Origin of the sequence: Candidatus Kryptonium sp., from assembly GCA_025060635.1 — a bacterium.
In the GTDB taxonomy this organism is placed as follows: Bacteria; Bacteroidota; Ignavibacteria; order Kryptoniales; family Kryptoniaceae; genus Kryptonium.
On the sequence record JANXBN010000007.1, the window covers coordinates 99,662 to 125,834 of the forward strand.

Sequence of the window (26,173 nt, forward strand, 5' to 3'; positions counted from 1 at the left end):
ATGAAAATAAGCAAGCAAAAGTACTCACAACTTCAACTTCTGAGAAACAAAAAATATAGATACAAAACTGGTCTTTTCGTCCTTGAAGGAGAAAGAATTATAAGAGATGCAATCAAATTTGGCGCTGAATTGTCTTTCGTTGCATATTCAAAAAAATTTTTGAACTCCAAGCAATCTCAAGAATTTCTAAATTACCTGAAAAACCGAAAAATTGAAGTTTATGAGATTGAAGAAAACGACCTTCAAAAAATTTCGGAACTTGAAACATCACAAGGAATTATTGCGGTTGCAAAGATGTTTGAATATAACTCGGATGATGTTTTAAAAAGCATTCAACGAAAGAGTTATTCAACCGTTGTTGCTCTTGATAGAATTTCGGAGCCGGGAAATCTGGGGGCGATTTTCAGGGTTTGCGATTGGTTTAAAGTTGATCTCATCCTTGTGTCAAGCATGAGCGTTGATGTTTTCAATCCAAAAACATTGCGCGGAACGATGGGGTCGGTTTTCAATGTCCCATTTCTTCAGGAAGTTGATTTGAAATCTCATCTTTTGAAGTTGAAAGATTTCGGATTTAAAATTTATGCAACATCTCCGTATGGTAAAATTGATTTCCACGAATTAAAAAACCAAAACAAAGTAGCAATAATTTTCGGAAGCGAAGCCCATGGTGTTAGCTCTGAACTCGTTAAAATTTCAGATGCAACAATTAGAATAAAAAAGTTCGGCAAAGCCGAATCTCTAAATGTCGCTGTCTCGGCTGGAATAATCCTCTCCGAAAGAGCTTATTCTATTTTTGAGCAACGATGAAAATACCGGGATAAAGAAAAAGATTCTCTGGAAACATCTCAATGATTTTGAAACCTGCTTTCGTGAGAATAGATTCAAACTCCGATGGAGTAATGTAGTTAAGCTCTGGTTTTACATTCTTCCCGTAAACCTTCAACTTAGTCTTTATTTTTTCTTCAAAGTTCGTGTATTTGAACCTGAAAGAGTTTGATTTCAATGTGTCCTTTATGAAAACGATGCCGTTAGTTTCAAGCGATTCATAGATTCTTTTAAGCAAGTTGATCTTTTCCTCGTGTTTTAAAAAGATGAGAACATCAATTAGCAAAGCAAGTTTCAAATCGTCAAATTCAAAACTTTGAAGGTTATCTGTAAATTCAATTCCTTTGTCTATCGCTGATTTTTTCGCTTCATTTATTCTTGTCGTTGAGATATCAAAGCCAATTATTTTAAGATTTGGGTTTTTCATTTTTAAGTAGTTTGAAAAAATTCCATATCCACAGCCATAGTCAAGAACAGTTCCAGAATCGGGGATATAACGATCAAGATGTTTTTTTATTTGGTTGAAGTTGAAAATTATCCTCGCATAGATTTTCAGTTTTTCTGGTAATGTTGCGTTTTTGTAAAGTTTCAGTATGGCTAATTGTTCATCTGAAAGCTTCATACCTTTTTAGTTTCCATCTATTTACGCTTCTCTTTAAATCCCTTGATTTTGATGGCGAAGTAGTTGGTGCAAATGTTTGTGGCTTTCTTTCAAGGTTCAAAATTCCAGATGCGATGGCAGCTGCTATCTCCGTAGATATAGAACCATCGGTTGAAATTTCCAATTCCTTTTTCATCTCTGCTGGATTGAAATGATTTTTAATGAAATGAGTGTCATATTTACCTTGTCGGAAGAATTCATTTTTCATAACCCATAGACAGAAAGGTATTGTCGTTTTTACTCCATAGATTTTATATTCGCTCAAAGCCACTTTCATTCTTTCAATTGCCTCTATTCTATCTTTCCCCCAGGTTACCAGTTTTGAAATCATCGGGTCGTAGTGAATTGTGATTTCGTTGCCGGCTTCAATTCCAGCGTCAACTCTGACCCACGGACCGCTTGGTTGTTTTATCTCCGTTATCTTCCCAGTTGACGGAAGGAAATTGTTAAGTGGATCTTCTGCGTAAATTCTGCATTCAATTGCATGACCGCGAGGTTTGATATCTTCTTGCGAAAAACTTAACTTGTTTCCAAATGCGACTTTTATTTGCTCTGCGACAATGTCAATTCCTGTGACCATTTCAGTTATCGGATGTTCAACCTGAAGGCGTGTGTTCATTTCAAGAAAGTAGAAGTTCCTGTTTTTGTCAACGATAAATTCAACTGTTCCAGCGTTTTCATAATTTACCGCTTTTGAAATTTTGATAGCCGATTCAAAAAGTTTTTGTCTTAGCTCGGGCGTTACAATTGGTGATGGTGTTTCTTCTATTACCTTTTGATGTCTTCTTTGGATTGAACATTCCCTTTCTCCGAGCGCAACTACATTTCCAAATTTATCTGCGATAATTTGCACTTCAATATGGTGAGGTTCTTCTACATATTTTTCAATGTAAACTCTATCGTCACCGAAAGCGAACTTCGCTTCGTTTTTAGCACCTCTTATTGCAGATTCAAGTTCACTTTCTTCATAAACAATTCTCATTCCTTTTCCACCACCACCTGCGGCAGCTTTGATTAGTATCGGGAAACCTATTTTTTTAGCAATTTCAACAGCTTCTTCCACGCTTGATATAGGACTTTCTGAACCGGGGACTATTGGGGCACCGGCAATTTTTGCGATCTCTCTTGCTTCAAGTTTATCTCCCATCTTTTTTATTGCATCTGGAGATGGGCCGATAAAAATTATACCATTATCTTGAACAAGCTTTGCGAAATCTTCATTTTCGGATAGGAAACCATATCCAGGATGGATTGCGTCTGCTCTTAGTTTCTTTGCAACGTTTACTATTTTCTCCATATTTAGATAGGTGTCAGCTGGATTTGCTTCACCGATACATTCAGCATAGTCAGCCATTGCGACGAATGGTTTATCTTTGTCAACTTCAGAATAAACTGCTATCGTTTCAAAACCAAGCATTTTGCAAGTCCGCATAACTCTTACTGCGATTTCTCCGCGATTTGCGATTAAGATTCGCATGGTGCTTTTTACTTTTTATTTTTGAATTTGAATTAATTTATGTTTAATCAACATTAAGTTCAACTATCGTGACACCATCGCCTCCTTCCTCCCAACTACCAAGGCGAAATGACTTGACATTCGGATGTCTCTTTAAAAATTCAGCGATTTCTCTTTTTAATTTACCTGTTCCTCTACCATGAATTATCTCAATGCGTTTCAATCTATATAAAAAGCTCGTGTCAATAAACTTATCAATTGCATTTATCGCTTCGTCCGCTCTCATCCCTCTAACATCAATTTTGGTTGAAACAGGCGCAAACAGATCGGTCGTTATAATTGGCTTTTTAACCTCTTTTTGTTCAACTTTTTCAAGCGAATCTGCTTTCAGGAGCATCTTTACAGCGCCAAATGCCACTACTACATTTGAACCATCTATTTGTATTATCTCTCCAATTTGCGTTCCGTCTTTCATTTTAACGAAATCGCCAGGTTTGAGATCAATAGTTTTAGTTTGTTCTTCTTCAAGTTGTTTTGATATTTCATAAAATTGATTCTCTATGTGTTCAACGACTTTGTGAGCTTGTCTTATGCTTTCCTTTGAAGCATTTGTTTCTTTTATTTTTCGTATCGCTTCTTCAATCCTTGATCTTGCATTTTCAACTATTTCTCTGAACTCAGCGAGAGCTTCTTTTTTCACTTTCTTCCTTTCTCGTTCAATTTCAGCAAGTTTTTGTTTGTATTCAGAAATCATTTTATTGAGATTTTCGTCCTTTTGCTTTAATTCGTTTACGAGTTTTCTATGTTCAATTTCAAGTGATTCAAGCCGTGATAAAATCTCTTCTACTTTGACTTGTGATTTCTCAAGGTTTTGTTTCGCGATGTTTATTATTTCTTCATCAAAACCGAGTCGCCTTGCGATTTCAAAAGCGTAACTGCTTCCCGGAATTCCTGTCCTCAATCTGTAAGTTGGTGCAAGTGTTTGATGATCAAATTCCATTGCTCCGCTTTCAATTTCTGGATTATTGTAAGCGTAAAATTTTAGTGTGCTGTTGTGGGTTGTTACGATCACGAACGAGCCCTTTCTTTTCAACTTTTCAATTATAGCAATTCCAAGTGCTCCGCCTTCAGCTGGGTCTGTTCCAGAACCGAGCTCGTCAAGAAGAACGAGAGTTTTATTATCCGACTCCGAAATTATTTTCTTCAAATTTTTAATATGTGAGCCGAAGGAAGAAAGATCCTTTTCAACAGATTGTTCATCCCCAATGTCAATAAAAACTTTTTTAAAAATCCTCAATTTGCTTGATTCTTTTAACGGTACTGGAATCCCAGCCTGAGCCATAAGTGTTAACAATCCAACGGTTTTAAGAACAACTGTTTTCCCTCCTGAATTAGGTCCAGAAATAACGAAAACAGACGAACCATTTCCAAGTTTAAAATCAAGTGGCACAACTTTATTTTTACCATGCCTTAACAAAAGAATAGGATGATATGCAGTATTTAAAACTATCGGGCCGTCATCAGAGATTTCTGGAGCGTTTCCATCTATTTGAAGAGCAAATTTCGCTTTTGCATATATTAGATCAATTTTCGCCAAGATGCTAACATTAGTTTGTAGATATTGCAAGTTTTCTCTTACCTTGTTGGTCAGCTCGCGGAGTATCCTTTCAATCTCTTTTTGCTCTTGAAATTGCAATTGTAGAATTTCATTATTCAATTCAACGATTTCAGCTGGCTCAATGAAAACCGTTAATCCAGTTGATGAAGTTCCATGGACAACTCCCGAGACATGTCTTTTGTGCTCAACCTTCACAGGTATTACAAGGCGTCCATCTCTTTGGGGAATTATATCATCTTGTGTATAATCTTTTTCCGAGATTTGTTTCAAAATTGCGTATAATCTTTTTCGCACATGATCTTGCTTTCTTAAAATTTCCTCGCGAATTTTTCTAAGCTCTGGGCTTGCGTTATCTTTTACATTTCCGGTTTCGTCAATGATTTCATCTATGTTGTATTCAAGAACTCTGTTGACGAATATGTTTTTTGCGAGATCCCACAAATGCGGATACTTTTGAACTCTCTTGTTAAGATATTCTCTTATCAACCTTGAAACCGAAAGGACAGATTTTATATCAAGAAAATCTGGCGGGAACAGAAAGCTTTCTTCAATCTCACATCTTCTCAAGGCAATTCGTATGTCTTTGATCCCATCAATTGGAAATGGATCATCATAAGCGAGAATCTCTTTCATCTCAATTGTTAATTTAAGCTCCCTTTCAATTATATTTTTGCTGGTCAAGGGCGAGAGGTTTTCTATAAGCTCAGCACCAAGCTGTGATGTTGCAAAAGCTATGATTTGTTGTTTTATTCTATCAAATTCAAGTTTATTTAATGTCTCGCTGTTCACTTTTTATTGATTCAATTGTTTTCTGTATTTGTTCTTTGAATTTTATTTTTGAGCCGAGATTTTTTTCAATGAAATCGTAAAGCCCGATTGTCGCTTTCGTTACAGGTTTGTAAAATTTTGATTGAATTCTTGTTTCTTCAGATGGTAGATTTAAAGAAGCAAGGAAAATAAGAAAAACACCAAGTATTAAAATACCTTCAACAAGTCCGAGGACAGCTCCAAGTATGTTATCAGTTAGTTCAACAAAAACAGAAACATTTCTTAAAAACCTCGCAAACAATGTCGCTGTTATGATAGATGTCAGAAAAATAAGAAACATCGCAAGATATGGTGAGAGTTCTGCATTTACACCTATATTGTTTAAAATTTGAGCGACTTTTAGGTTATGCTTTACGCCAAGCCATATCCCAAGGATGACGCCAGCAAGACCAAGCGCTCTTGTGATGAAACCTTTTCTAAAACCGCGATAGACAAAAATCCCAAGAATGGCAAGTATTACATAATCAAGCCAGTTCACTGAGCTTGAAGTTTTTCTTTTACAATTTTTTGAACGAGAGCTCCGTCGGCTTTACCGCGAAGTTCTTTCATTACAGCGCCCATCACCTTTCCAACATCCTTAGGTCCACTCGCCCCGATTTCGTTTATAACTTTTTCAACAAATTTTTCTATTTCTTCCTCGGACATTTGTTCGGGTAGATATTCGTTTAAGATCTCAAGCTCTTTCTTTTCTTTTTCAGCGAGATCAGATCTTCCTCCTTTTTCAAAAAGTTCAATGGCTTCTTTTCTTTTTTTGATTTCAGATTTTACAACTTGAATTTCATCTTCTTCGGTTAGTTCCTTTCCTTCCCCTTTTCTTTCAATTTCTTTTCTTCTTATCATGGTTTGAAGCATTCTCACGACCTCAAGCCGAATTTTATCACCTGATTTCATGGCGTTTTTAAGATCTTCCGCAAGTTTTTCTCTTAGTCCCATTTTGAAGTTGATTTTTTATTTTAAAAAAATAAAAAGGCAGGACAACTGCCTGCCTTCTCGTTTAAGTGAAACTTGTGCTCATTTTTAACGGAACTTTTAAAAAATTTTTTGCATCAAAGCACATTACAACTTTTGCAAAGTTGAGTAGTTAATTCTTAGCGCGTCCGCTTTTCTTAATCTTTGCTGGATATCAATTACAATTCCCATTTTGGAATCTCTGTCAATTCTAAGCGAAACGATCACATTAGGATTTTCTTGTCGCTTTCTGTACATTATGTCAACGATGTCATCAAGTTGAACTATGTTATCATCAATTTGAATTCTTCCATCTTTTCCTACCCAGATATAAGAGATAAGTCGTTTGTTTTCAATTTTTTCAATCGCAGCTGCCTCAGGTAAAATATATCTTACTTTAACATCAAATACTTTAATTGTCGTCGTAACCATGAAAAACAACAACATCATGAAGATGATATCCGGCAAAGATGCTGTTGGAACGCGTGGTTTAGTCTGTCCGAATTTCTTCTGAAATTTCATTATTTATCACCTCGGTTTATTTAACTTCCTCTGGTTCGGCTATTGAGATACGAATCGGAATTTCTTTCTTTACTTCTTCCTGTTGCTCTCTTGTTAAATCTCGGTATGATTTCCCAAATGTTTTAAGTGAATATTCCTCGCGTAGATCGTTATAGGCAAGTTTCAGCTCATCAAGCACTTCAATGTATCTGCTATAGTTTGTCTCACGATCTGTTTTGATTGAGATGATAAGTTTGGGATTTGCTTTAATCTTATTTTTTATTAGCTCTCGGATTTGTTGAACAGTTATTAATTCACCATCAAGCAGAACCTCACCAGCTGCGTTTACAAGTAATTTAGCTATATCGCTTTGCTTAACTTTTACTTGCTCGGTTGTTTCAGCAGCAGGTGGAAGTACAAGACCGATACCCGTATCAACATCAAATGTCGTTGCAACGAGGAAAAAGATTAGCAATTCAAACGCTATATCAGCCATTGAAGCGGAGGGGATTTCCGCTTCGGCTCTTCTTCTTCTTTTAAACATGGCTTTTGAAAAATTTTATTTTGTTGTGTTTTTCACTTCGGTTTCGTTTATTTTCTTACCCTGCTGCATCATCGCAAGAGCATCAATTAATTCAATTGAGCTCTCTTCCATATCAATGACTATTCTATCAACCTTTGAGACGAAATAGTTATAGAATGTTTGAAGAATTATAGCAACAATTAAACCGAACAAAGTTGTCAAGAGAGCTATTGAGATACCACCGGCAACGATTTCAGGTGAGATGTTCTTTGCTTCTTTAATTGAGTCAAAAGCAACGATCATTCCTTGAACTGTTCCTGTAAATCCAAGAAGCGGAGCAAGAGATATAAACAATGAAAGCCATACGAGTCCTCTTTCAAGGAAAGCCATTTCAATTCCACCATATGCTATAATTGCTTTTTCAGCTGCTTCAATTCCTTCTTTTGCTCTGAGGAGTCCTGCCTGGAATATGCTGGCAACGGGACCTGGGGTTTTCTGGCAAACTTCAAGCGCCTTTTCAACACCGCCCTCGTCAAGGGCTTTCTTAACTTCGGCAAGGAATTTCTTTGTGTTGACGCTTGCTTTGGCAAGTGAAATCCACTTCGCAATTGAAAGAGCTAAACCAATAATTAAAATCGCAAGAATTGGATGCATGAAAAATCCACCCTCAATATACTTCTCAACAAGGATATTGGTTATTTGCTCCACTAATCCTTTCTGTTGCGCTTGAAGCAAGAAGGCAAACACGCCTTGTGATAAGACCATATTTTTAACCTCCAAAGTTTTAGTTTTTATTTCATTGAAAATAATGCACTTGTGCAAATAATAATAAATAAATTTGACAAAATCAAGAAAAGAGAGCATCTTATTTTTCAGGTTCGGATGTAGCGTGGCAAACGACGGCATGAAATCACCTTCCGATTGTTTACAAATAATTTTTGAAAAAGCAAAATTGATTTTTATTTAACTTGTTCGTATTTTTAAAACTGAAAATTTAAAACCGTTTCGCAATGGAACAGCGCATTCTAAGCAAAATTGACGAATTTCTTGATGAAATAGACAAGGCACTAAAAGAAGAATTAGGAATAAATTTATCTACCTTAACGCGGGAGGATGTAGAGAAAATTCATCGGATTTTGATAAAGTATATTCACCGTGTAATTGAACTTGCTAAAAAGGGACGCTCTATTCATGAAAGGGTTTTGCAATCAATTATTCAAAACTACTCCGATGCGGTGATCGCGCTTGACAATGATTATAAGATTTTTTTCTGGAACAAAGGAGCGGAAAGGATTTTCGGTTACACTGCGGAAGAGATGATTGGCAAAACAGTTGACCCAATTATCCCATCTGATCTTAAGGAGAAGGGAGAAATGGAGTGGTTGTTCGCGGAAACATTGAGAAGGGGATATATTGAGAATTATGAGACAGAGAGAATCACTAAAGACGGAAGAAGAATTATTGTTAATCTATCCAGAAGCTTGATAAAAGATGAGAATGGTGAAATCCTTGGAAGCATTGCCATTGTCAGAGATGTGACAAAAGTTAAAGAACTTGAAAAGCAAATTCAACATTCCGATAAACTTGCTCTAATTGGACAAATAGCTGCTGGGATTGCTCATGAAATCGGAACACCGCTTAATGTGATATCGGGAAACGCTGAATATATAATAATGGAAATGGGCGAAGATAATCAGTATAAAGAAGAGCTGGAGACGATAATTTCGCAAGCAGAAAGAATTGCCAATCTTATAAAGCAATTGCTTGAGTTCGCAAGACCAAGGAAGCCAAACTATACGAAAGTAAATGTTAATCGTGAGCTCTCGCATGTTGTTGAGCTTTTAAAACATCAATTTGAAAGGTCAAATATAAAACTAAATCTCAAATTCAGTGAGAATATCCCGAACATATATGCTGACTGCTCACAAATTCATCAGGTTTTTTTGAATATAATTGTAAATGCGATACAGGCAATAAATCAAAATGGTTTGATAGAGATTGAAACATTTGCAAAGGATGGCTATGTGAATATAAAGTTCAAAGACAATGGAGTTGGGATATTACCTGAACATATTGATAAGATTTTTGAGCCATTCTTCACAACTAAAGAAGCTGGAAAAGGAACTGGGCTTGGTCTTGCAGTAAGCAAGAGGATAATTGATGAACATAATGGTAAAATTGAAGTTGAAAGCACGCCAGGAAAAGGGACGACATTCACAGTTAAGTTTCCAACATACATAACAAAAGAAGATGATGAGGATGGCGGAGGAAAATCAGAAAACATATAATATCAAAATCCTCGTCGTTGATGACGATGTCAAGATGTTGGAACTTTTGAAAAAGGTGCTTTCAAAGCGCGGATACACAGTTGAGGTATCATCAAAACCTAATGAAGCACTTGAGAAATTTAACAGAGATGAGTTTGACATAGTTGTGACTGATATAAATATGCCAGAGATGAACGGACTTGAAATTTTAAAGCAGATCAAATCAAGTTCTCCAGATACCATAGTAATTATGATAACGGCGTTTGCTACGGTTAGCTCCGCTGTTGAGTCAATGAAATTAGGTGCTTACGATTACATCATAAAGCCATTCAACATGGAAGAATTTAGTTTGATAATTGAGCGAGCTGCGGAACAGATTTATTTGAAAAAAGAAGTTGAATTTTTAAGAAGGGAAGTTCAACAAAGATATTCATTTGGTAATATCATTGGGAAAAGCTCGCAAATGCAAAAGGTGTTTCAACTTATAAAACAAGTTGCAAATACAAATAGCAATGTCATAATTTACGGAAAAAGTGGAACAGGCAAGGAGCTCGTTGCGAGAGCAATCCATTACAATAGCCCAAGGAAAGATAAACCATTTATCGCTGTAAATTGTAGCGCTATTCCCGAAAGTTTGTTGGAGTCAGAGCTTTTTGGACATGAAAAGGGAGCTTTCACAGGGGCGATAAGCTCAAGAAAAGGGCTTTTTGAGGAAGCTAACGGTGGGACGATTTTCCTTGACGAAGTTGGAGATATGTCTCTTGCGATGCAAGCGAAACTTTTAAGAGTCCTTGAGGAAAAAGAGATTAGAGCCGTTGGTAGCGATAAGCCCAAAAAGGTTGATGTAAGAGTAATTGCAGCAACCCACAAAGACCTTGAAAAAGCAGTCAAAGAAGGGACATTCCGTGAGGATTTGTTTTATAGATTAAATGTCATACCAATTTACCTTCCAGAGCTAAGAGAAAGAATTGAAGATATACCGCTTTTGGTTGAGTATTTTTTGAAAAAATATGGCGAGGAAGCAGGGAGACCAAATATAAAGATCTCAAGGGAAGCGCTTGCGTGCTTGATGAAATACTCTTGGCCCGGAAATGTCAGGGAGCTTGAAAATTTGATTGAACGACTTGTTGTGCTTTCAACAGATGATGAGATAAAAGTTGATGACCTTCCGGAGCATATAAGGGTGTGTAAGGCGGAGAATATAGTTGAAGAACTTACGCTTGGGGAGAGGATAACTCTTGAGGAACTTGAAAAAAGATATATTTTGAAGGTTCTTCGTGAAACTGGCTGGCATAAGTCAAACGCAGCGAAAATCCTTGGTATTGATAGACGCACACTTTACAGAAAAATAGAAGAATATCAACTTGAAGAACCTGAAAATGCAACCGATGATGAAACCGAAAACATTGATTGAGAAGGTATTAACTTATGGAAGAATGATAAGATTTTCCCATACTCTTTTCGCCCTTCCGTTTGCTTTATCCAGCGTGGTTTTTTCTTCGCTTTTTCATAAGGTGACACTTGAAAAGCTTTTATGGATACTTGTCGCTATGGTTAGTGCAAGAAGCTCAGCGATGGGTTTTAATAGAATTGTAGATAAAAAGATAGATGCTTTAAATCCAAGGACAAGTACCAGAGAACTGCCAAGTGGTAGAATTTCAACTTTTGAAGCGAGCATTTTTGTGGTTTTCTTTTCTATGATTTTTATTTACGCATCATATAATCTCAATGAACTTTGTTTTTATCTTTCCCCTGTTGCGCTTGTTGTTATATTTTTCTATTCATTTACAAAAAGATTCACTTGGCTTTCGCACTTTTTCCTTGGAATATCTCTTGGTCTTGCTCCAGTTGGAGCTTGGCTTGCAATTGCTGGAAAATTTGAACTACCTCCAATCATCCTTGGGCTCGGTGTTTTAACTTGGATTGCAGGTTCAGATATAATTTACGCTTGTCAAGATTATGAGTTTGATACTAAATATGGATTATATTCAATTCCGCAAAGATTTGGAGTGGAAAATGCCTTGAGGATATCAGCAATAATTCACTTGTTAAGTTTTATATCGTTCGTCTCTTTGAAATTTCTACTTGATCTTGGGATGATTTACACGATTGGTCTGATTTTGATGGGTGTTCTTTTGATTTATCAACACATGATAGTCAAACCTAATGATTTGACGAGGATAAATTTTGCTTTCAACACTGTCAATAGTTTAGTTAGCACAAGCTACTTTGTTTTTTCATCATTTGATGTGGTGTTCTTTTGAGCCTGTTTCGCTTTTCTTTTTATCGCCTTTATCTCTTTTGAATCGTAAACTTCGCCTTTGAACTCTCTCTTCAATGCTACCACACCTGTCCTTGCTAGCTCAACTATGCCGTAAGGAGCGAGCATATTTATCATCGCTGTTATCTTATCGCTTCTGCCCGTGACTTCAACGGTTAATGTTGTTGGTCCAATGTCAACTACTTTTGCTCTGAATATATCGGAAATCTCAATCACATCGCTTCGTGTGTAAGAATTGACTTTTACTTTAATAAGTGCAAGTTCTCTCTCAACAAATGGTTCATTTGTTAAGTCAACCACTTTCAAAATGTCTATCAGTTTGTTCAATTGTTTTATAATTTGTTCAATTTGGTCATCATCTCCATTCGTGACGATTGTCATTCTTGAGATGGTTGGATCTTCGGTCGGACCGACAGATATGCTTTCAATGTTGTAACCTTTTGCGCTGAAGAGTCCTGCGATCCTTGTTAGAACTCCAAACTTGTTTTCAACAAGTATTGAAATCGTGTGTTTCATTTTTACTCCCTAATTTTTAATGTTCAATTATATCTTTTACTGATCCGCCCGGCGGAATATAGGGATAGACATTTTCTTCATAAGCTGTTTTGAATTCAATTATAACGGGTTTATCTCTTAACGCTAATGCTTTCTTCAAGATTGGTTCAACATCATAAGTCGTTTCAACTCTGAAAGATTGAATTCCATATGCTTCCGCAATTTTCATAAAATCGGGGCAAGCTTTGTCAATTAAGATTTCGTCAAAAGTTCTTTTCCAATGAAGTTCCTGCCACTGCCTTGTGATGTCAATATGTCCATCGTTGAAAATTAAAATTTTTATGGGAAGATTATATGCTGAAATGGTCGCAATCTCTTGAATATTCATTTGAACTCCTCTGTTTCCGTTAAGTGAGATTACAGGTCTATCTTTTACTGCTGTTGCGACACCAATTGAGGCGGGGAGGGAAAATCCCATCGTTCCAAGCCCACCGCTTGTTATGTGAGTTCTGGGATAGAGAAATTTGAAGAATTGAGCAGTCCACATTTGGAACTGCCCAACATCAGTTACGAGAATAGCATTTCCGCCAGTTAATTCCCGAAGTTTCTCTATGACATATTGAACCTTTATCTCTTTGCTTTGTTGGTATTTAATTGGATGTTCAATTTTCCATTTTTTTATTTTTTGAAGCCATTCTTCTGTGTTCAAGGTTTTAACAAGAGGGATTAATTTTTTTAACGCGTCTTTCACATCGCCGACGATCGGTACATCAACCTTAACATTTTTGCTGATTGAGGCTGGATCAATATCAATATGAATTTTCTTTGCGTTGGGGGCGAACTTGGTTGTGTCTCCAGTTATTCTTTCGTCAAATCTTGAACCAATCGCGATAATACAATCAGATTCGTTTACAGCCATATTTGCATACCATGTCCCATGCATTCCAAGCATACCAAGTGATAGTGGATCATCTTCTGGGTATGTGCCTTGCCCCATTAATGTTGTCGTGATTGGAGCGTTTATCTTTCTCACAAGCTCGCGAAGTTCTCCGGACGCATTGCTTGCGATGACTCCGCCACCAGCTATTATCACGGGTCTTGACGAGTTATTAATTATTTCCGCTGCTCTTTTTATTTGTCCTGCGTGAGCTGAATACACTGGATTGTATCCGCGAAGATTAACGCTATCCGGATAATTAAAAATGAATTTTTCTGACATAACATCCCTTGGCAAGTCAACAAGCACAGGTCCAGGTCTTCCCGTAGTCGCAATGTAAAATGCTGATTTTATTGTCTCCATAAGCTCGCTTATCTTTGTAACAAGAAAATTATGTTTTGTTATAGGTCTTGTTATTCCAACTATGTCAACTTCTTGAAAGGTTTCGTTTCCTATTAACTTTGTAGGAACTTGTGCTGTAAAGACGACAAGTGGGATTGAATCCATATTTGCATCTGCTATTCCAGTAACGACATTTGAAGCCCCGGGGCCAGATGAAACAATCAAAACTCCTGGTTTTCCGGTTGCCCTTGCGTATCCGCTGGCAGATAAAACTGCTCCAGCTTCATGGCGTGAAAATATGATCTTTATTGAATTTCCAGCTATTTCCATCAATGCGTCAAATATACCAAGCACTGCATTTCCTGGACAGCCAAACACTACTTCAACATTTTCTTCTATAAGCGATCTGACAAAAATTTCAATACCTGATAAATTTTTCCCGTAAAAATCTTTGTTCAAATTGTGCTTCGCTTTTTCCATTTTTTAAGTCAATTAATTTTTATCCGCATAGAACGGAACCACCGTTTACACTTATCGTTGCCCCTGTTATCCAGTTAGCAAGGTCCGAGGCTAAAAAGAGAATTGGTCCTGCAATTTCTTCAGGTTCAGGAATTCTTCCAAGTGGGATCGTGCTTTTAACTTGTTCAACGAAAGCGGGGTCCTTGAAAACTTCAGCGCACATATCAGTATTGACCCAACCAGGGGCAACACAATTTACAAGGATGTTGTATTTCGCAAGTTCAACAGCGAGTGATTTTGTGAAAGCAATAATTGCTCCCTTTGATGCTGCATAATGTGAATGAAATGCCTCGCCCCGCTGTCCCGCCGTTGAAGAGATGTTTATTATTCTTCCCCATCTTTGCTTTTTCATTATCGGAACAACTTCATTTGTAAAAAGATAAACTCCTTTCAAGTTGACATCCATTGTCTCATCCCATATTTCTTCTGGCATTTCCCCTATGGCGCCGTATGTCCAAATCCCCGCGTTATTGACGAGCACATCAATTTTACCAAAGTAATCAAGAACTTCATTGACCATTCTTTTTACATCCGAACTTTTACCAACATTTCCTTTTACAGCAATTGCTCTTCTTCCTAAACTTTTGATCTCTTCAACGACGGAATTTGCAGCTTTATCATTCAAATTGTATGTAATAGCAACATCAGCGTTTGCCTTTGCAAATAAAATTGCAGTTGCTCTACCTATACCTCTTGAACCTCCGGTAATAAGTGCAATGCGACCTTTAAGATCAATCATGGGTTCCTTTTTTAATTTAAATTAAAAAAATTTAGGGGCAATTGTCAAGGGAAAATTTTCCGATGTGGACAATCTTTAAAATTTTCACGGAGGAAAGATCATGAAAAGCTCTATCAAGTGAAGTTTAGAAAACCATAGTTAATAAGGCCATTCTTATAAGAAGACCATTTCTCGTTTGCTTGAAATACACAGCTCTTGGATCCGAATCAACTTCTGGCGAGATCTCGTTCAATCTCGGGAGCGGATGCATTATTATCGCTTTTTGCTTCATTTTTGAGACAAGATCGCTGTCAATAAAATAATTTTTAACTGTTTCATCATAAATGTCAACTTTGTCGCCAAATCTTTCTTTTTCAATTCGCGTGACATAGACGACATCAACTTCGGATATAACTTTATCCAAATTGTTCTCAAGCGTAAACCAAACATTGTGTCTGGTTAAGTAATCTTGAATATCTTCTCTTATTTGGAGAAAATCTGGAGCGATAAAATAGAGCATAACTCTTTCAAACTTGCCAAGTAAATAAGCGAGGGATCTAACTGTGCGACCTTGATCAAGATCACCAATAAATGCAATCTTCAAGCCATCAATGTAGCCAAGTTCTTTGTAAATCGTATAAAGATCAAGCAAAGCTTGAGTTGGATGTTGTCCACCTTTACCATCTCCAGCATTTATGACAGGAACTGAAGAAACAAGGGATGCTCTTTTCGCTGCCCCAACTTCTGTGTGTCTTAGGACAATCACATCACAAAAATTTGAAACAACTCTTATTGTATCTTCAAGTGTTTCACCACCGATGACAGAGGAAAAAAGATGCGCTTGCTCAGTTGATATAACTTTTCCACCGAGTCGGAACATAGCTGATTCAAATGAAAATCTCGTTCTCGTTGAAGGAGCATAAAAGAGCGATGCCATGATCTTGTTTTGGTAATCAAGCGTTCCACCGCGCTCAAGTATTTTTTCCATTTGATCGGCAATTTGAAAAAGTTCATGAATTAACGGAAGCGTGAATTGCTGTGCTTCAATAACATGCTGTAATTTTGGCATCTTTTGATTTAGTTTTTTGATTTTACAATCTTTGTTCCGGCATTTCCGAAAATTGCCTCAGTTAAATTTTCAGGTGAAGTTATAATTGCACATTCTCCGCCGTTTTCAATAAAGTCAATAACTGCTTCAACCTTTGGTCCCATACTTCCAGGCGGAAAATGCCCTTCTTGATAAAATTTTTTGATCTCATCAACTGTGACAAGATCAAGGGCTTTTTGATCAGGTTTTCTATAGTTTAGATAAACCTTATCGGCATCCGTTGATATTATAAAATAATCAACCTCAAGATATTTTGCCAAAACTGCTGAAGCTCTGTCTTTATCAATAACTGCTTCAACACCTATGTATTCGCCATTTTTTTTAATTACTGGGATTCCACCGCCACCGACCGCAATCACTATCATTCCGTTTTTGATGCATTCTCTTATGGCTTCCTTTTCAACTATATCAATGGGTTTTGGTGACGGTACGACTCTGCGATAACCTCTACCTGCGTCTTCAATTATTTCCCAACCGAGTTGTCGTTTCTTTTCCGCTTCTTCTTTTGTGTAGAAAGGTCCAACCGGTTTGGTTGGTTTTTTGAACGCTGGATCATCTTCATTTACAACAACTTGAGTTACTATTGTGATCACTGGATTTTTTATCCCGTTTTTCCACAGTGCTTTTTGAAGTGAATTTTGAAGTATATAACCAATTTCACCTTGCGTCATCGCAACGCATACATCAAGCGGCATTGAATAAACTTGACCGGAGGCAATTTCGGATCTTATGAGTTGAGCTCCAACTTGTGGACCGTTTCCGTGAGTTATAACAAGGTTGAATCCTTTTTGTATAAGTTGAGCGATATATTCAGCTGTTTTGTAGGCGTTTTCAAATTGTTCTTCAATTGTTCCCCTTTGGCCGGCTCTTATTAAAGAATTCCCACCAATTGCAAGTAAAATTGTTTTCATTTGAATTTCAAAGGTTTGATTTTATTATTTGTCTCGCATAAGTTCATACATTATTGCCTTCTGCACATGCAAGCGATTTTCAGCTTCGTCAAAGACAACACTGTTAGGTGAATCTATTACATCGTTCGTTACTTCTTCGCCGCGATGAGCTGGAAGACAATGCATAAAGAGAGCGTCTGGTTTTGCAAGTGAGAATAATTTCTTGTTCACTTGATATGGTTGAAAGATCTTTTTCCTAATTTCCGCTTCGCTTTCCTGTCCCATGCTCGCCCAGACATCGGTGTAAACTACATCTGCATCTTTTACAGCTTCTTCTGGATCGTTTGTGATGTTTATTTTTGCTCCGGTTATTTTTGCGTCTTCAATTGCAAGTTCGTAAATCTCCTTTTTAGGTTCATATCCTTTTGGAGTAGCGGCCCAGAAGTTGACACCAAGTTTTGCAGCGCCTTGCATCAAGGAGTGACATACATTGTTTCCATCGCCAACGAAAACAACTTTCAAATTTTTTAAATCTCCTTTCTTCTCAAGCATCGTGAAATAATCAGCCATTGCCTGACATGGATGCAAAAGATCGGTTAATCCATTGATCACTGGGATTTTAACCGCTTTGGCAAGTTCAAGCACAATGTCGTGACCAAAGGTTCTTATCATTATTCCATCAACCATTCTTTCAAGTGTTTTTCCTACATCATAAACTGATTCTCTTTTGCCCATTTGGATATCAGATGGAGCAAGGTAAATCGCATCGCCACCAAGTTGCCTTATACCAACTTCAAAACTAACTCTTGTTCTTAAAGATGGTTTTTCAAAAATAAGGGCGAGTATTTTACCTTCAAGTGATTTTGAAAATTTTTTCGGGTTCGCTTTCATTTCCTTTGTAAGCTCAAAAATTTGGTGAACTTCCTCAACTGTTAAATCTTGAATTGAGATGAAATCCTTGTTTCGCATATTAAGTTTTTCTTTTTGTTTTAAGGATGTCTGTTTTCAAAGATGTCAAATCTTTTATTTGCTGTCGGAGTAAAAAACTTTTTACTTTATAAGTTTTTTAGACCTCGCAAATGATGTCAATATATCAGTTAGATCTGGTTTTCCAATCTCTTGCAACTCGTATTTGACGCGAACTGCTGGTTTGTTAAGTTTTAAGACGCGTCTTAAGTCAATCGGGGTTCCAATTACGACCACATCAGCTGGGGTTCGGTTGATCGTTTTTTCAAGCTCTTTCATTTGTTCTTTTCCATATCCTACCGCTGGAAGCAGATTTTTTATTTGAGTGTATTTTTCAAAAGTTTCTTTTATTGAACCGATAGCATATGGGCGCGGATCAATTAATTCTTTCGCTCCAAATTTTTGTGCAGCAAGAACCGCAGCGCCATATTCCATTTCACCATGTGTGAGAGTTGGTCCGTCTTCAACGGCAAGCACTCTCTTACCACGAATTATAGATCCATCCTCAACGAAAATCGGTGACGCTGCTTCAACTATGATCGCTCTTGGATTTACACTTCTTATGTTATTTCTTACTGTTTCAACATTTTCAGGTCTTGCAGAATCAACTTTATTTATCACGACGACATCTGCGATTCTTAAATTGGAACTCCCAGGATAGTAAGTTAACTCATGCCCTGGTCTATGTGGATCAGTGACCACGATTGTTAAATCAGGTCTGAAAAACGGCATATCGTTATTTCCGCCATCCCATATTATAACATCTGCTTCTTCTTCCGCCTTACGAAGTATTTTTGCATAATCAACACCGGCATAGACAACACCACCGTTAACAATATGAGGTTCATATTCTTCCATTTCTTCAATGGTGCAATTTTGTCGGTGCATGTCTTCTATAGAGGCAAACCTTTGAACTTCTTGTTTTCTTAAATCTCCATATGGCATCGGATGTCTTACAACTACAACTTTTAAACCCATTTCTCTTAGCAATCTCGCAACTTTTCTTGATGTTTGGCTTTTCCCGCATCCAGTTCTAACAGCGACGACCGCAACCACTGGCACTTTGCTTTCAAGCATAGTTTGATTAAGCCCAAGGAGACGGAAGCTTGCCCCAGCCGAGATGACCCTTGAGGCTCTTTCCATAACATATTGATGTGAGACATCTGAATATGAAAAAACAACTTCATCAACATTGAATTTTTTTATGAGTTCTTCAAGTTTCTCCTCTGGATAAATTGGTATTCCTTTTGGATAAAGCTTTCCTGCAAGTTCAGGTGGATATTTTCTATTTTCAATGTTTGGTATTTGAGTGGCTGTGAAAGCAACAACTTCATAATCTTTGTCATCGCGATAATACATGTTGAAGTTATGAAAATCTCTACCTGCAGCGCCCATAATTATAACTCTTTTTCTGCTCATAAAACCTCCAGATATGTTTTAAATTTTAAAAATGCAAACAAAGAATGAGACATAAAGTGGGAGAAATGATGAGTGTTTAAGTTTGAAGGGAATACTAAGTTTTGTGGTCTTTCGGCGGTAAACCTGAAGGATTATTTGTGACCTTTGGGAGCATAAACGACCTTGAAAGTTGCTTAAAAACTCAATAATTCTTAAATTTTCACAAAGCAAATTTAGTCAAAAAAGCGAAAAAAACAAAATTGAAAAATTTTAAACAAAGGAGGTGTAAATATGTTCAAGGACTCAATTGAATTGAAAAACTATCTTGCTGGTATAGTTGAGTTTGATGGCGATGTGAATGTAATTGACCCTATAAAGTTGAGAGATAAAGCGATTGATGAACTTGTTTATAACGCAGTATTCAATCCGGATGAAAATTTAAAAATGGAAATACGAAACCTAATTCGTAAAATAGCCCGAAAGCTCGGCGCTGTTCCTGCTTCAATACAATCTTTCTATGAAGCGATGGGAAGGGGGGAAGTTGGTGGATTTACAGTTCCAGCAGTTAACATTCGCGGTTTGACATACGATGTCGCAAGGGCTTATGTCAGAGCCGCAAAAAATAATAATGTCGGTGCTTTCATATTTGAAATCGCAAAGTCGGAAATTGGTTATACTTTCCAACGCCCAAGTGAATATACTGCCTGCGTTCTTGCAGCGTGTATAAAAGAAGGCTATCAGGGTCCTGTCTTTATCCAAGGTGATCATGTCCAAGTTAGCGCTAAAAAATACCTTGAAAACCCAGAAAAAGAAATTGAAGCGTTGAAAGCTCTAGTTAAGGAAGAGATAGAAGCTGATTTTTACAACATTGATATTGACAGTTCAACTCTAGTTGATTTGAGCAAACCAACGCTTGATGAACAGCAAAGACCAAACTACGAAGTTGCCGCTGAAATGACAGAATATATAAGAAAACTTCAACCTGAAGGAATTGAGATCTCTATTGGTGGTGAAATCGGTGAAGTTGGTGGGAAAAATAGCACTCCCGAAGAGTTAAGAGCTTATATGGCAGGTTACCTTAAACTTCTTGCTGAGAAAGGAAATTATAAAGGAATAAGCAAAATTAGTGTTCAAACTGGAACAACCCACGGTGGAGTTCCACTTCCAGATGGGACAATAGCTCAAGTCAAAATTGATTTTGAAACTTTGCGTATTCTTTCAGAAGTTGCAAGAAAAGAGTATGGTCTTTCTGGCGCGGTTCAACACGGTGCATCAACTCTGCCTGAGGAACTCTTTGATAAATTCCCACAAGTTGGAACTGCAGAAATTCATCTCGCAACAGAATTTCAAAACATGATCTATTCAATGCTTCCTAATGAATTCAAGCATGAGATTTATGAATTTTTGAAGAAAGAGTTTAAAGACGAATGGAAATCCGGAGATACGGAGGAACAATTCATTTACAAAACAAGAAAGAAGGGATTCGGTCCGTTTAAGAAAGAATTTTGGGATCTACCGAGTTCACTGAAAGAAGAGATCGGAAACGCGCTTGAAAGGAAGTTCAATTTGCTTCTGCAAAAATTGAATGTTGTTAATACTTACGATCTCGTGCGAAAATATGTTAAGGTGTAAGTTATAAATTTCTTGTTTTAAAAACCCTCCCTCTTAAGTTGGGGGAGGGAACTTTCTAAAATTTTAAGTTTTCTCACCATCGGGATGAAACAGGTATATCAATTTTTGCTTCTTCTTTCTTTTTTCGGCTGGATAGCAAATTCACAAGAAAAACTGCAAATAAAATTTTATGATAAGAACGGGGCTTATCATATTGTAAACTACGAAATTAAGCAACCTAAAATCGCACTTGTTTTAAGTGGTGGGGGAGCAAGGGGACTAAGCCATATCGGAGTTTTAAAAGTTTTTGAAAAGTATGGAATCAAGGTTGATTGTATAATTGGAACAAGTATGGGGAGCATAGTTGGTGGCTTATATTCCGCCGGATTAAGAGCTGATGAAATTGAGAAGATCGCGCTCACAACGAATTGGAGCGGTATAATAACACTTGGTGAGAAAGAAGACAGATCTAACTTGTTTTTTGACAGGAAATATCTGATTGAGAAAAGTTTTATTTATTTCCGTTTCAGAGGTCTGAAACCACTTATCCCATCATATGTAATTTCAGGACAAAGCATAACTGAGGAACTTTTAAAAATTTTTTTAAAAACACCATTCCACTATATAACCGATTACGAAAAACTGAAACCAAGATTTTATACTGTTGCGACAGATCTTGTAACTGGAAAGAGAATTATTTTTTCAAACGGAAATATCGTTTATTCTGTTAAGGCAAGTTCCACTATCCCTCTTGTTTTTCAACCTGTATTTTTAGATTCGCTTGTCCTTGTTGATGGTGGTTTGATTTCTAACATACCTGCGGATGTGGCAAGGGAACTTGGATGTGATATAGTGATAACAGTTGATGCGACAAGTCCCTTAAGAAGCCCCCAAGATATTCAACTTCCGTGGAACACGGCTGATCAAATCGTGGGGATAATGATGCAACTTTCAAATAAATTTCAAATTGAAAAATCAGACATCGTCTTGAAACCAGAACTTGAAGGAGTTAGCCCATCTGATTTTGATAAAGTGGAACTGATAATAAAAAGTGGTGAAAAAGTAGCGGAGGAGAAAATTGATGAAATAATTTCGCTTATAGAATCAAAAATCAAAATTTTAGGCGATTCCGAGGAGCGAAAGTTAAGCGAATACCGACTTAAACTCTACGGCGATGGTCTGCCTGCAGATGCGATCAATTCAATTATTTGGAAAGAAGTCACTGATAAAGATATCGTTAATCTTTTGTATAAGATATTATCGCAGGGGGAATATGCAAGAATTGATGTGGAAGTGCACCAAGGAGCAAGAGACACTGAAATTGTTTTCAATACAAAACTGAATCCAGATATAAAAAAAGTTAATGTGTATCCTCAATCTTCAGATGGTTTTCAGATAGATTTTTCAAGGTTTTTAGGAGGATTATTTGCTTCGTTTGAGGTTTTGGATACTTGCGTTGCTTTTTATCCAAGCAATGAGATTTATTTTTCAGAAAGAAATGTTTATGAAATTTCTCGGGAAATTTTGCGAATTTTCCACGCCTTCGGTTATTCGTTCGCTACTATAAAAAAAATTGAATTTGACGAGTTCAATCGTGAAATTAACATCTATTTGAACGATGGCTATGTATCGGAGATAAAAATTCACGGCAACATCAAGACAAGGAATTTTGTTATCTTTCGTGACATTATGTTCAGGGAAGGGGAGATATTAACTGAAAGAAAAGTTTTGGAAACTTTAAGAAATCTGTGGGCTACCGATCTTTTCTCGCAGATAAAGCTTGATTATATTGTTGAAGATAGTGTTCGGGTTGCGATCCATCTTCAAGAATCAGCATCGCAGTTTTTGAGAATGGGTCTGAGAATTGATAACGAGCGGGGGGGACAGTTCTTTTCTGATTTCCGCAATGAAAATACATTTGGCTTTAACGATAACTTTGGATTAACTTTTCAAGGTGGGATGAGAAACTTGATGTTGAAACTTGAATATAAAGTTGACAGGTTATTTCAAACAATTTTCACATACAAGTTTAACCTTTACCATTCCGAAAGGAAAGTTCATACTTACAAAACTATTTTAAGTGATAGGAGTTTTTCGCTCAAGAACGAAGGAGAAATTAAGTTCTCTTACATTGGCTTTGATTTATCCGCAGGTGGACAATTTGAAAAACTCGGGAATGCTCTAATAAGGTATCAGGTTGAACGAGCATTTGTTAAAAATGTTTCAAGAATTGAGTTCAAAGAAGAAAGGAATTTGCTTGCGAAGTTACAGCTGAATATAAATGTTGATTCAAGAGACAAAGCTTATTTTCCCAATCGTGGGGTTTATATGAATGCCTACTATGAAATGTCGCAAAAGTTTCTTGGTTCAGATGTCGCTTATTCAAAAATTTTCTTCTCGTACGAAAACTACAACACATATTTTAAATATGGTGCTTTGAAGTTGAAGTTTTTGTTTGGTTTATGTGATGATTCAACTCCGTTGTCACAGCAGTTTTTTATCGGCTCGGTTACAGGTTTAAATTCATTTTCTGGGATGAAAGAAGATGAAATGTATGGAAGACAGGTTATCCTTGGAGGAGTAGAGGCGAGATTTAGAAGCCCTATAAAAGTTTTTTTTGAAAGTTTTTTATCATTACGATATGATGTCGGTTCCGCATGGGAAAAATTTGAGGCAATTAGATGGAAAGATCTAAGACAGGGCATTGGAATTGAACTCGGCTTTGATACACCAATTGGTGCCTTAAGAATCAATGTCGGTAAAAGTTTTCTGGTGAGAGCGGTAAAACAAGAAGGATTGATTTGGGGTCCGACGATCTTTTACTTTTCGCTTGGATTTGAGTGAAATTGTTAGCTTTGCTACGGAAGCAAGGAAATAAATGGAACTTGATTTTTTTTAAATGTTTTATAAATTATAGACGAAAAAGTAAAAACAAAGGCTGTTAAATTTAGAAGATTTGGTAAATTACGAAAAGGAGCGAGAGAAAGCGATTATAGTTGGAGTGATCTTCCCTCATCAAACGAGAGCTCAAGTTGAGGAATACCTTGATGAATTGGAACTTCTTGCTGATACGGCGGGGGCTGATGTGGTTTGCAGAGTTTATCAAGAAAGAGAAAGTCCTGATCCCGCATTTTTCATAGGGCGTGGTAAAGCTGAACAAATAGCTAAAATCGTTGAGGATGAGAAAATAGACATTGTGATATTTGATGACGACTTATCGGGTGTTCAAGTCAGAAATCTTGAGGATATAATTAATTGTAAAGTTATAGATCGGACGACTCTAATACTTGATATATTTGCCTCGCATGCGAGGACGGCACCAGCCAAAATTCAAGTTGAACTTGCCCAACTTGAGTATCTCTTGCCAAGATTGACTGGCAGATGGAGACACTTGTCAAAGCAATATGGTGGAATCGGAACAAAAGGACCAGGTGAAACTCAACTTGAAACAGACAGACGACTTGTCAAAAGGAAGATCGCTATTTTAAGAAGAAAGTTAAATGAAATTGATAATCAAAGAAAGGTCCAGCGAAAGGGACGAAGAGATATATTTAGAGTTGCACTTGTCGGTTATACGAACGCAGGCAAATCAACTCTTTTGAATGTGTTGGCTGATGCAAATGTTTATGTTGAAGACAAACTTTTCGCAACCCTTGATGCAACGACTCGTGTTGTGAAACTTTCTCCAACGAGGAAAATTCTTCTAACTGACACAGTTGGTTTCATAAGAAAACTTCCACATCATCTCATCGCATCCTTTAAGTCAACGCTTGATGAGATCGTTGAAGCAGATATATTGCTTCATGTTGTTGATATATCAGCTCCGAACTTTAAAGAACAAATAAAAGTTGTTGAGGAAACGCTCGGGGAACTTAACTCGCTTGATAAGCCCACAATTCTTGTATTTAACAAAATTGACAAATTACAAGATAGAAATTTAATCTATTCAATCGCAAACGAATATAAAAATGCTGTTTTCATATCGGCAGCTCGTGGTTTAAACATCCAAGCTTTAAAAGATAAAATCAGTCAAATTATAGACGATCATTATGTTGAGATAACTGGAAAAATTGATGTTTCAAATTCGGAGGCGATGTCGCTCATATACAAGTTGGGTGAAGTTCTTGATGTGAGATATGATGATGACAATTACTTGACGCTTAAATTCAAAATTGAAAAAAGACACCTTCCCAAAATTTCTTCATATATTTTGATGACTTGATCATTTCCAACTGTTGTGTTCAACTGTGCACCACGCTTCATCATCAACATAAAGTTCATGCGTTGATTTTAAGCGAGGAAGTTTTTTTAATTTGATTTTGTCATACGCCTCCACTCTAAAAAACGAGGACCGAAACCAATTTGTGTTCGGTATCCCTATTTTAAGCTTTTTGTTGATTAAATAGTGGTTGTAGTTTTCAATCCATTGATTTTCATCTTCTGGGTAATAAGAGAAATCGCGAATTATGTCGGTAATGACCATTCCGGTTGAAAGTATAAACTTTTGAATATGATGCCACTTTTCAAGGTTTGCTTCAATGTGCGTGAGTCCAAAATATCCAGCGGAATTTTTCTTTTTAAGCGCTTGCATACATCTGTATATGAAAAGAATGAAACCTTGAAGTGTTTCAACGGGGTCAGTTAAAAATGTATCATATTTGTTCATTTCTTTCTTCGGGAAAGAATCAATCACATCGTGATTTATTGTTTTGATATTTAAGTTGTATTCTTTTGACACATCGTTTATGAAGTCAATTAGTCTCTTGTCAATTTCAAGGACTGTTATTTTTTGAGCAACGCCGAGAAGACCGATCGCTATGCTTACAAGATCATCGTCCCCAAGTATAAAAATTGCTTTGTTTTCTATGTCGCCTCTCTCATACATAAAAATTGCCCTTCTTACAGCATCTTCAGAACTTATGAATCCTTGGTCATATTCAACCGATGGGAGAGGTCGGTTTTTTACGATAGATTTATATATTTGAAGAATCTTTTCGTATTCACCTTTGATTTGAACTCCCCCGCGACAATGCTCGCATCTCGGGTCAGGATAGGATTTAATTTGAATCCGATCGTTTAAGTAAAACTTTTCACCTTCTCTTTTTATGATGTTATTTTTCATTAGCTTGTTCAAGGTGAGATAAAGTTCTTTCAATGTCCCATCTTGTCTGTTAAATATCTCCCAAAAAGTTTTCGGTCCAGAAGAAAGCGAGTGTATCACCTGATTTCTTATCCTATCGTTGCTCATTGTTTTTTCTGCCACGCTTTTAATTTTTTAAAT

Annotated in this window: 23 protein-coding genes; 7 read left to right on the forward strand and 16 right to left on the reverse strand. The window is 36.8% G+C overall.

Annotated elements, in window-relative coordinates; all coding sequences use genetic code 11:
• Positions 1 to 807: an RNA methyltransferase gene (locus tag NZ923_09325; protein MCS7230218.1), complete on the forward strand. Its 807-nt coding sequence runs from the start codon at positions 1 to 3 to the stop codon at positions 805 to 807.
• Here NZ923_09325 and NZ923_09330 read toward each other — a convergent pair.
• The 8 genes from NZ923_09330 to NZ923_09365 form a co-directional block, all read right to left on the reverse strand.
• On the reverse strand, positions 788 to 1,447 hold the full coding sequence (locus NZ923_09330) for a methyltransferase domain-containing protein (GenBank protein MCS7230219.1): 660 nt from the start codon (positions 1,445 to 1,447) through the stop codon (positions 788 to 790). The genes NZ923_09325 and NZ923_09330 overlap by 20 nt on opposite strands.
• A complete protein-coding gene (gene accC / locus NZ923_09335) occupies positions 1,431 to 2,963 on the reverse strand; it encodes an acetyl-CoA carboxylase biotin carboxylase subunit (GenBank protein MCS7230220.1) in 1,533 nt (510 codons plus the stop codon). The genes NZ923_09330 and accC overlap by 17 nt, the downstream gene beginning before the upstream one ends.
• 43 nt (positions 2,964 to 3,006) lie before the next feature.
• On the reverse strand, positions 3,007 to 5,349 hold the full coding sequence (locus NZ923_09340) for an endonuclease MutS2 (GenBank protein ID MCS7230221.1): 2,343 nt from the start codon (positions 5,347 to 5,349) through the stop codon (positions 3,007 to 3,009).
• Positions 5,327 to 5,866 (reverse strand): CvpA family protein, encoded by a 540-nt coding sequence (locus tag NZ923_09345; protein MCS7230222.1) that lies wholly within the window; start codon positions 5,864 to 5,866, stop codon positions 5,327 to 5,329. The genes NZ923_09340 and NZ923_09345 overlap by 23 nt, the downstream gene beginning before the upstream one ends.
• A complete protein-coding gene (locus tag NZ923_09350) occupies positions 5,863 to 6,321 on the reverse strand; it encodes a GatB/YqeY domain-containing protein (protein ID MCS7230223.1) in 459 nt (152 codons plus the stop codon). Before NZ923_09350 ends, NZ923_09345 begins: the two co-directional genes overlap by 4 nt.
• Positions 6,322 to 6,444: 123 nt before the next feature.
• Complete coding sequence (locus NZ923_09355; protein ID MCS7230224.1) at positions 6,445 to 6,858, reverse strand: biopolymer transporter ExbD; 414 nt, start codon at positions 6,856 to 6,858, stop codon at positions 6,445 to 6,447.
• A gap of 16 nt (positions 6,859 to 6,874) precedes the next feature.
• Positions 6,875 to 7,381 (reverse strand): biopolymer transporter ExbD, encoded by a 507-nt coding sequence (locus NZ923_09360; GenBank protein ID MCS7230225.1) that lies wholly within the window; start codon positions 7,379 to 7,381, stop codon positions 6,875 to 6,877.
• 15 nt (positions 7,382 to 7,396) lie between these two features.
• Complete coding sequence (locus NZ923_09365; GenBank protein ID MCS7230226.1) at positions 7,397 to 8,125, reverse strand: MotA/TolQ/ExbB proton channel family protein; 729 nt, start codon at positions 8,123 to 8,125, stop codon at positions 7,397 to 7,399.
• Positions 8,126 to 8,370: 245 nt separating this feature from the next.
• Between NZ923_09365 and NZ923_09370 the strand changes: the two genes are divergently transcribed.
• The 3 genes from NZ923_09370 to ubiA are packed head-to-tail and all read left to right on the forward strand — an operon-like array spanning position 8,371 to position 11,891.
• Positions 8,371 to 9,648 carry an MEKHLA domain-containing protein gene (locus tag NZ923_09370; protein MCS7230227.1) on the forward strand — a complete coding sequence of 426 codons (1,278 nt, stop codon included), beginning with the start codon at positions 8,371 to 8,373 and terminating at the stop codon, positions 9,646 to 9,648.
• The gene (locus NZ923_09375; GenBank protein MCS7230228.1) at positions 9,620 to 11,041 is read left to right on the forward strand and encodes a sigma-54 dependent transcriptional regulator; all 1,422 of its coding nucleotides are present in this window, start codon (positions 9,620 to 9,622) and stop codon (positions 11,039 to 11,041) included. The genes NZ923_09370 and NZ923_09375 overlap by 29 nt, the downstream gene beginning before the upstream one ends.
• Positions 11,016 to 11,891 (forward strand): putative 4-hydroxybenzoate polyprenyltransferase, encoded by an 876-nt coding sequence (gene ubiA, locus NZ923_09380; protein MCS7230229.1) that lies wholly within the window; start codon positions 11,016 to 11,018, stop codon positions 11,889 to 11,891. The genes NZ923_09375 and ubiA overlap by 26 nt, the downstream gene beginning before the upstream one ends.
• On the opposite strand, the gene ilvN is transcribed toward ubiA, so the two are convergent.
• The 7 genes from ilvN to NZ923_09415 all read right to left on the reverse strand — a co-directional run bounded on the left by ilvN (position 11,852) and on the right by NZ923_09415 (position 19,302).
• Positions 11,852 to 12,424, reverse strand: coding sequence for an acetolactate synthase small subunit (gene ilvN, locus NZ923_09385; GenBank protein ID MCS7230230.1), 573 nt, complete (start codon positions 12,422 to 12,424; stop codon positions 11,852 to 11,854). The genes ubiA and ilvN overlap by 40 nt on opposite strands.
• 16 nt (positions 12,425 to 12,440) lie before the next feature.
• Positions 12,441 to 14,162, reverse strand: coding sequence for a biosynthetic-type acetolactate synthase large subunit (ilvB, locus tag NZ923_09390; protein ID MCS7230231.1), 1,722 nt, complete (start codon positions 14,160 to 14,162; stop codon positions 12,441 to 12,443).
• A gap of 19 nt (positions 14,163 to 14,181) precedes the next feature.
• Positions 14,182 to 14,940: a 3-oxoacyl-ACP reductase FabG gene (locus NZ923_09395; protein ID MCS7230232.1), complete on the reverse strand. Its 759-nt coding sequence runs from the start codon at positions 14,938 to 14,940 to the stop codon at positions 14,182 to 14,184.
• Between the two features lie 124 nt (positions 14,941 to 15,064).
• Positions 15,065 to 15,988, reverse strand: coding sequence for an aspartate carbamoyltransferase (gene pyrB / locus NZ923_09400; protein ID MCS7230233.1), 924 nt, complete (start codon positions 15,986 to 15,988; stop codon positions 15,065 to 15,067).
• A gap of 8 nt (positions 15,989 to 15,996) precedes the next feature.
• Positions 15,997 to 16,938 carry a carbamate kinase gene (arcC, locus tag NZ923_09405; protein MCS7230234.1) on the reverse strand — a complete coding sequence of 314 codons (942 nt, stop codon included), beginning with the start codon at positions 16,936 to 16,938 and terminating at the stop codon, positions 15,997 to 15,999.
• A gap of 24 nt (positions 16,939 to 16,962) precedes the next feature.
• Positions 16,963 to 17,886 carry an ornithine carbamoyltransferase gene (gene argF / locus NZ923_09410; GenBank protein ID MCS7230235.1) on the reverse strand — a complete coding sequence of 308 codons (924 nt, stop codon included), beginning with the start codon at positions 17,884 to 17,886 and terminating at the stop codon, positions 16,963 to 16,965.
• 81 nt (positions 17,887 to 17,967) lie between these two features.
• Positions 17,968 to 19,302 (reverse strand): cyclic 2,3-diphosphoglycerate synthase, encoded by a 1,335-nt coding sequence (locus NZ923_09415; protein MCS7230236.1) that lies wholly within the window; start codon positions 19,300 to 19,302, stop codon positions 17,968 to 17,970.
• Between the two features lie 270 nt (positions 19,303 to 19,572).
• Here NZ923_09415 and NZ923_09420 point away from each other — a divergent pair, with 270 nt between their 5' ends.
• From NZ923_09420 to hflX, 3 genes are all read left to right on the forward strand, one after another.
• Positions 19,573 to 20,913 carry a class II fructose-bisphosphate aldolase gene (locus tag NZ923_09420; protein MCS7230237.1) on the forward strand — a complete coding sequence of 447 codons (1,341 nt, stop codon included), beginning with the start codon at positions 19,573 to 19,575 and terminating at the stop codon, positions 20,911 to 20,913.
• A gap of 84 nt (positions 20,914 to 20,997) precedes the next feature.
• Positions 20,998 to 23,736: a patatin-like phospholipase family protein gene (locus NZ923_09425; GenBank protein MCS7230238.1), complete on the forward strand. Its 2,739-nt coding sequence runs from the start codon at positions 20,998 to 21,000 to the stop codon at positions 23,734 to 23,736.
• A 112-nt stretch (positions 23,737 to 23,848) separates the two neighbouring features.
• A complete protein-coding gene (gene hflX / locus NZ923_09430; protein ID MCS7230239.1) occupies positions 23,849 to 25,114 on the forward strand; it encodes a GTPase HflX in 1,266 nt (421 codons plus the stop codon).
• Here the strand turns inward: hflX and NZ923_09435 are convergent, their stop codons facing one another.
• A complete protein-coding gene (locus NZ923_09435) occupies positions 25,115 to 26,155 on the reverse strand; it encodes a bis-aminopropyl spermidine synthase family protein (GenBank protein MCS7230240.1) in 1,041 nt (346 codons plus the stop codon).
• Between the last annotated feature and the right edge of the window lie 18 nt (positions 26,156 to 26,173).

Bases quoted from the DNA above. Each gene is read 5' to 3' on its own strand.
- NZ923_09325 (MCS7230218.1), top strand. From the start codon at position 1: ATGAAAATAAGCAAGCAAAAGTACTCACAACTTCAACTTCTGAGAAAC.
- NZ923_09330 (MCS7230219.1), bottom strand. From the start codon at position 1,447: ATGAAGCTTTCAGATGAACAATTAGCCATACTGAAACTTTACAAAAAC.
- accC (MCS7230220.1), bottom strand. From the start codon at position 2,963: ATGCGAATCTTAATCGCAAATCGCGGAGAAATCGCAGTAAGAGTTATG.
- NZ923_09350 (MCS7230223.1), bottom strand. From the start codon at position 6,321: ATGGGACTAAGAGAAAAACTTGCGGAAGATCTTAAAAACGCCATGAAA.
- NZ923_09355 (MCS7230224.1), bottom strand. From the start codon at position 6,858: ATGAAATTTCAGAAGAAATTCGGACAGACTAAACCACGCGTTCCAACA.
- NZ923_09360 (MCS7230225.1), bottom strand. From the start codon at position 7,381: ATGTTTAAAAGAAGAAGAAGAGCCGAAGCGGAAATCCCCTCCGCTTCA.
- NZ923_09365 (MCS7230226.1), bottom strand. From the start codon at position 8,125: ATGGTCTTATCACAAGGCGTGTTTGCCTTCTTGCTTCAAGCGCAACAG.
- NZ923_09370 (MCS7230227.1), top strand. From the start codon at position 8,371: ATGGAACAGCGCATTCTAAGCAAAATTGACGAATTTCTTGATGAAATA.
- NZ923_09375 (MCS7230228.1), top strand. From the start codon at position 9,620: ATGGCGGAGGAAAATCAGAAAACATATAATATCAAAATCCTCGTCGTT.
- ubiA (MCS7230229.1), top strand. From the start codon at position 11,016: ATGATGAAACCGAAAACATTGATTGAGAAGGTATTAACTTATGGAAGA.
- ilvN (MCS7230230.1), bottom strand. From the start codon at position 12,424: ATGAAACACACGATTTCAATACTTGTTGAAAACAAGTTTGGAGTTCTA.
- ilvB (MCS7230231.1), bottom strand. From the start codon at position 14,162: ATGGAAAAAGCGAAGCACAATTTGAACAAAGATTTTTACGGGAAAAAT.
- NZ923_09395 (MCS7230232.1), bottom strand. From the start codon at position 14,940: ATGATTGATCTTAAAGGTCGCATTGCACTTATTACCGGAGGTTCAAGA.
- pyrB (MCS7230233.1), bottom strand. From the start codon at position 15,988: ATGCCAAAATTACAGCATGTTATTGAAGCACAGCAATTCACGCTTCCG.
- arcC (MCS7230234.1), bottom strand. From the start codon at position 16,938: ATGAAAACAATTTTACTTGCAATTGGTGGGAATTCTTTAATAAGAGCC.
- argF (MCS7230235.1), bottom strand. From the start codon at position 17,886: ATGCGAAACAAGGATTTCATCTCAATTCAAGATTTAACAGTTGAGGAA.
- NZ923_09415 (MCS7230236.1), bottom strand. From the start codon at position 19,302: ATGAGCAGAAAAAGAGTTATAATTATGGGCGCTGCAGGTAGAGATTTT.
- NZ923_09420 (MCS7230237.1), top strand. From the start codon at position 19,573: ATGTTCAAGGACTCAATTGAATTGAAAAACTATCTTGCTGGTATAGTT.
- NZ923_09425 (MCS7230238.1), top strand. From the start codon at position 20,998: ATGAAACAGGTATATCAATTTTTGCTTCTTCTTTCTTTTTTCGGCTGG.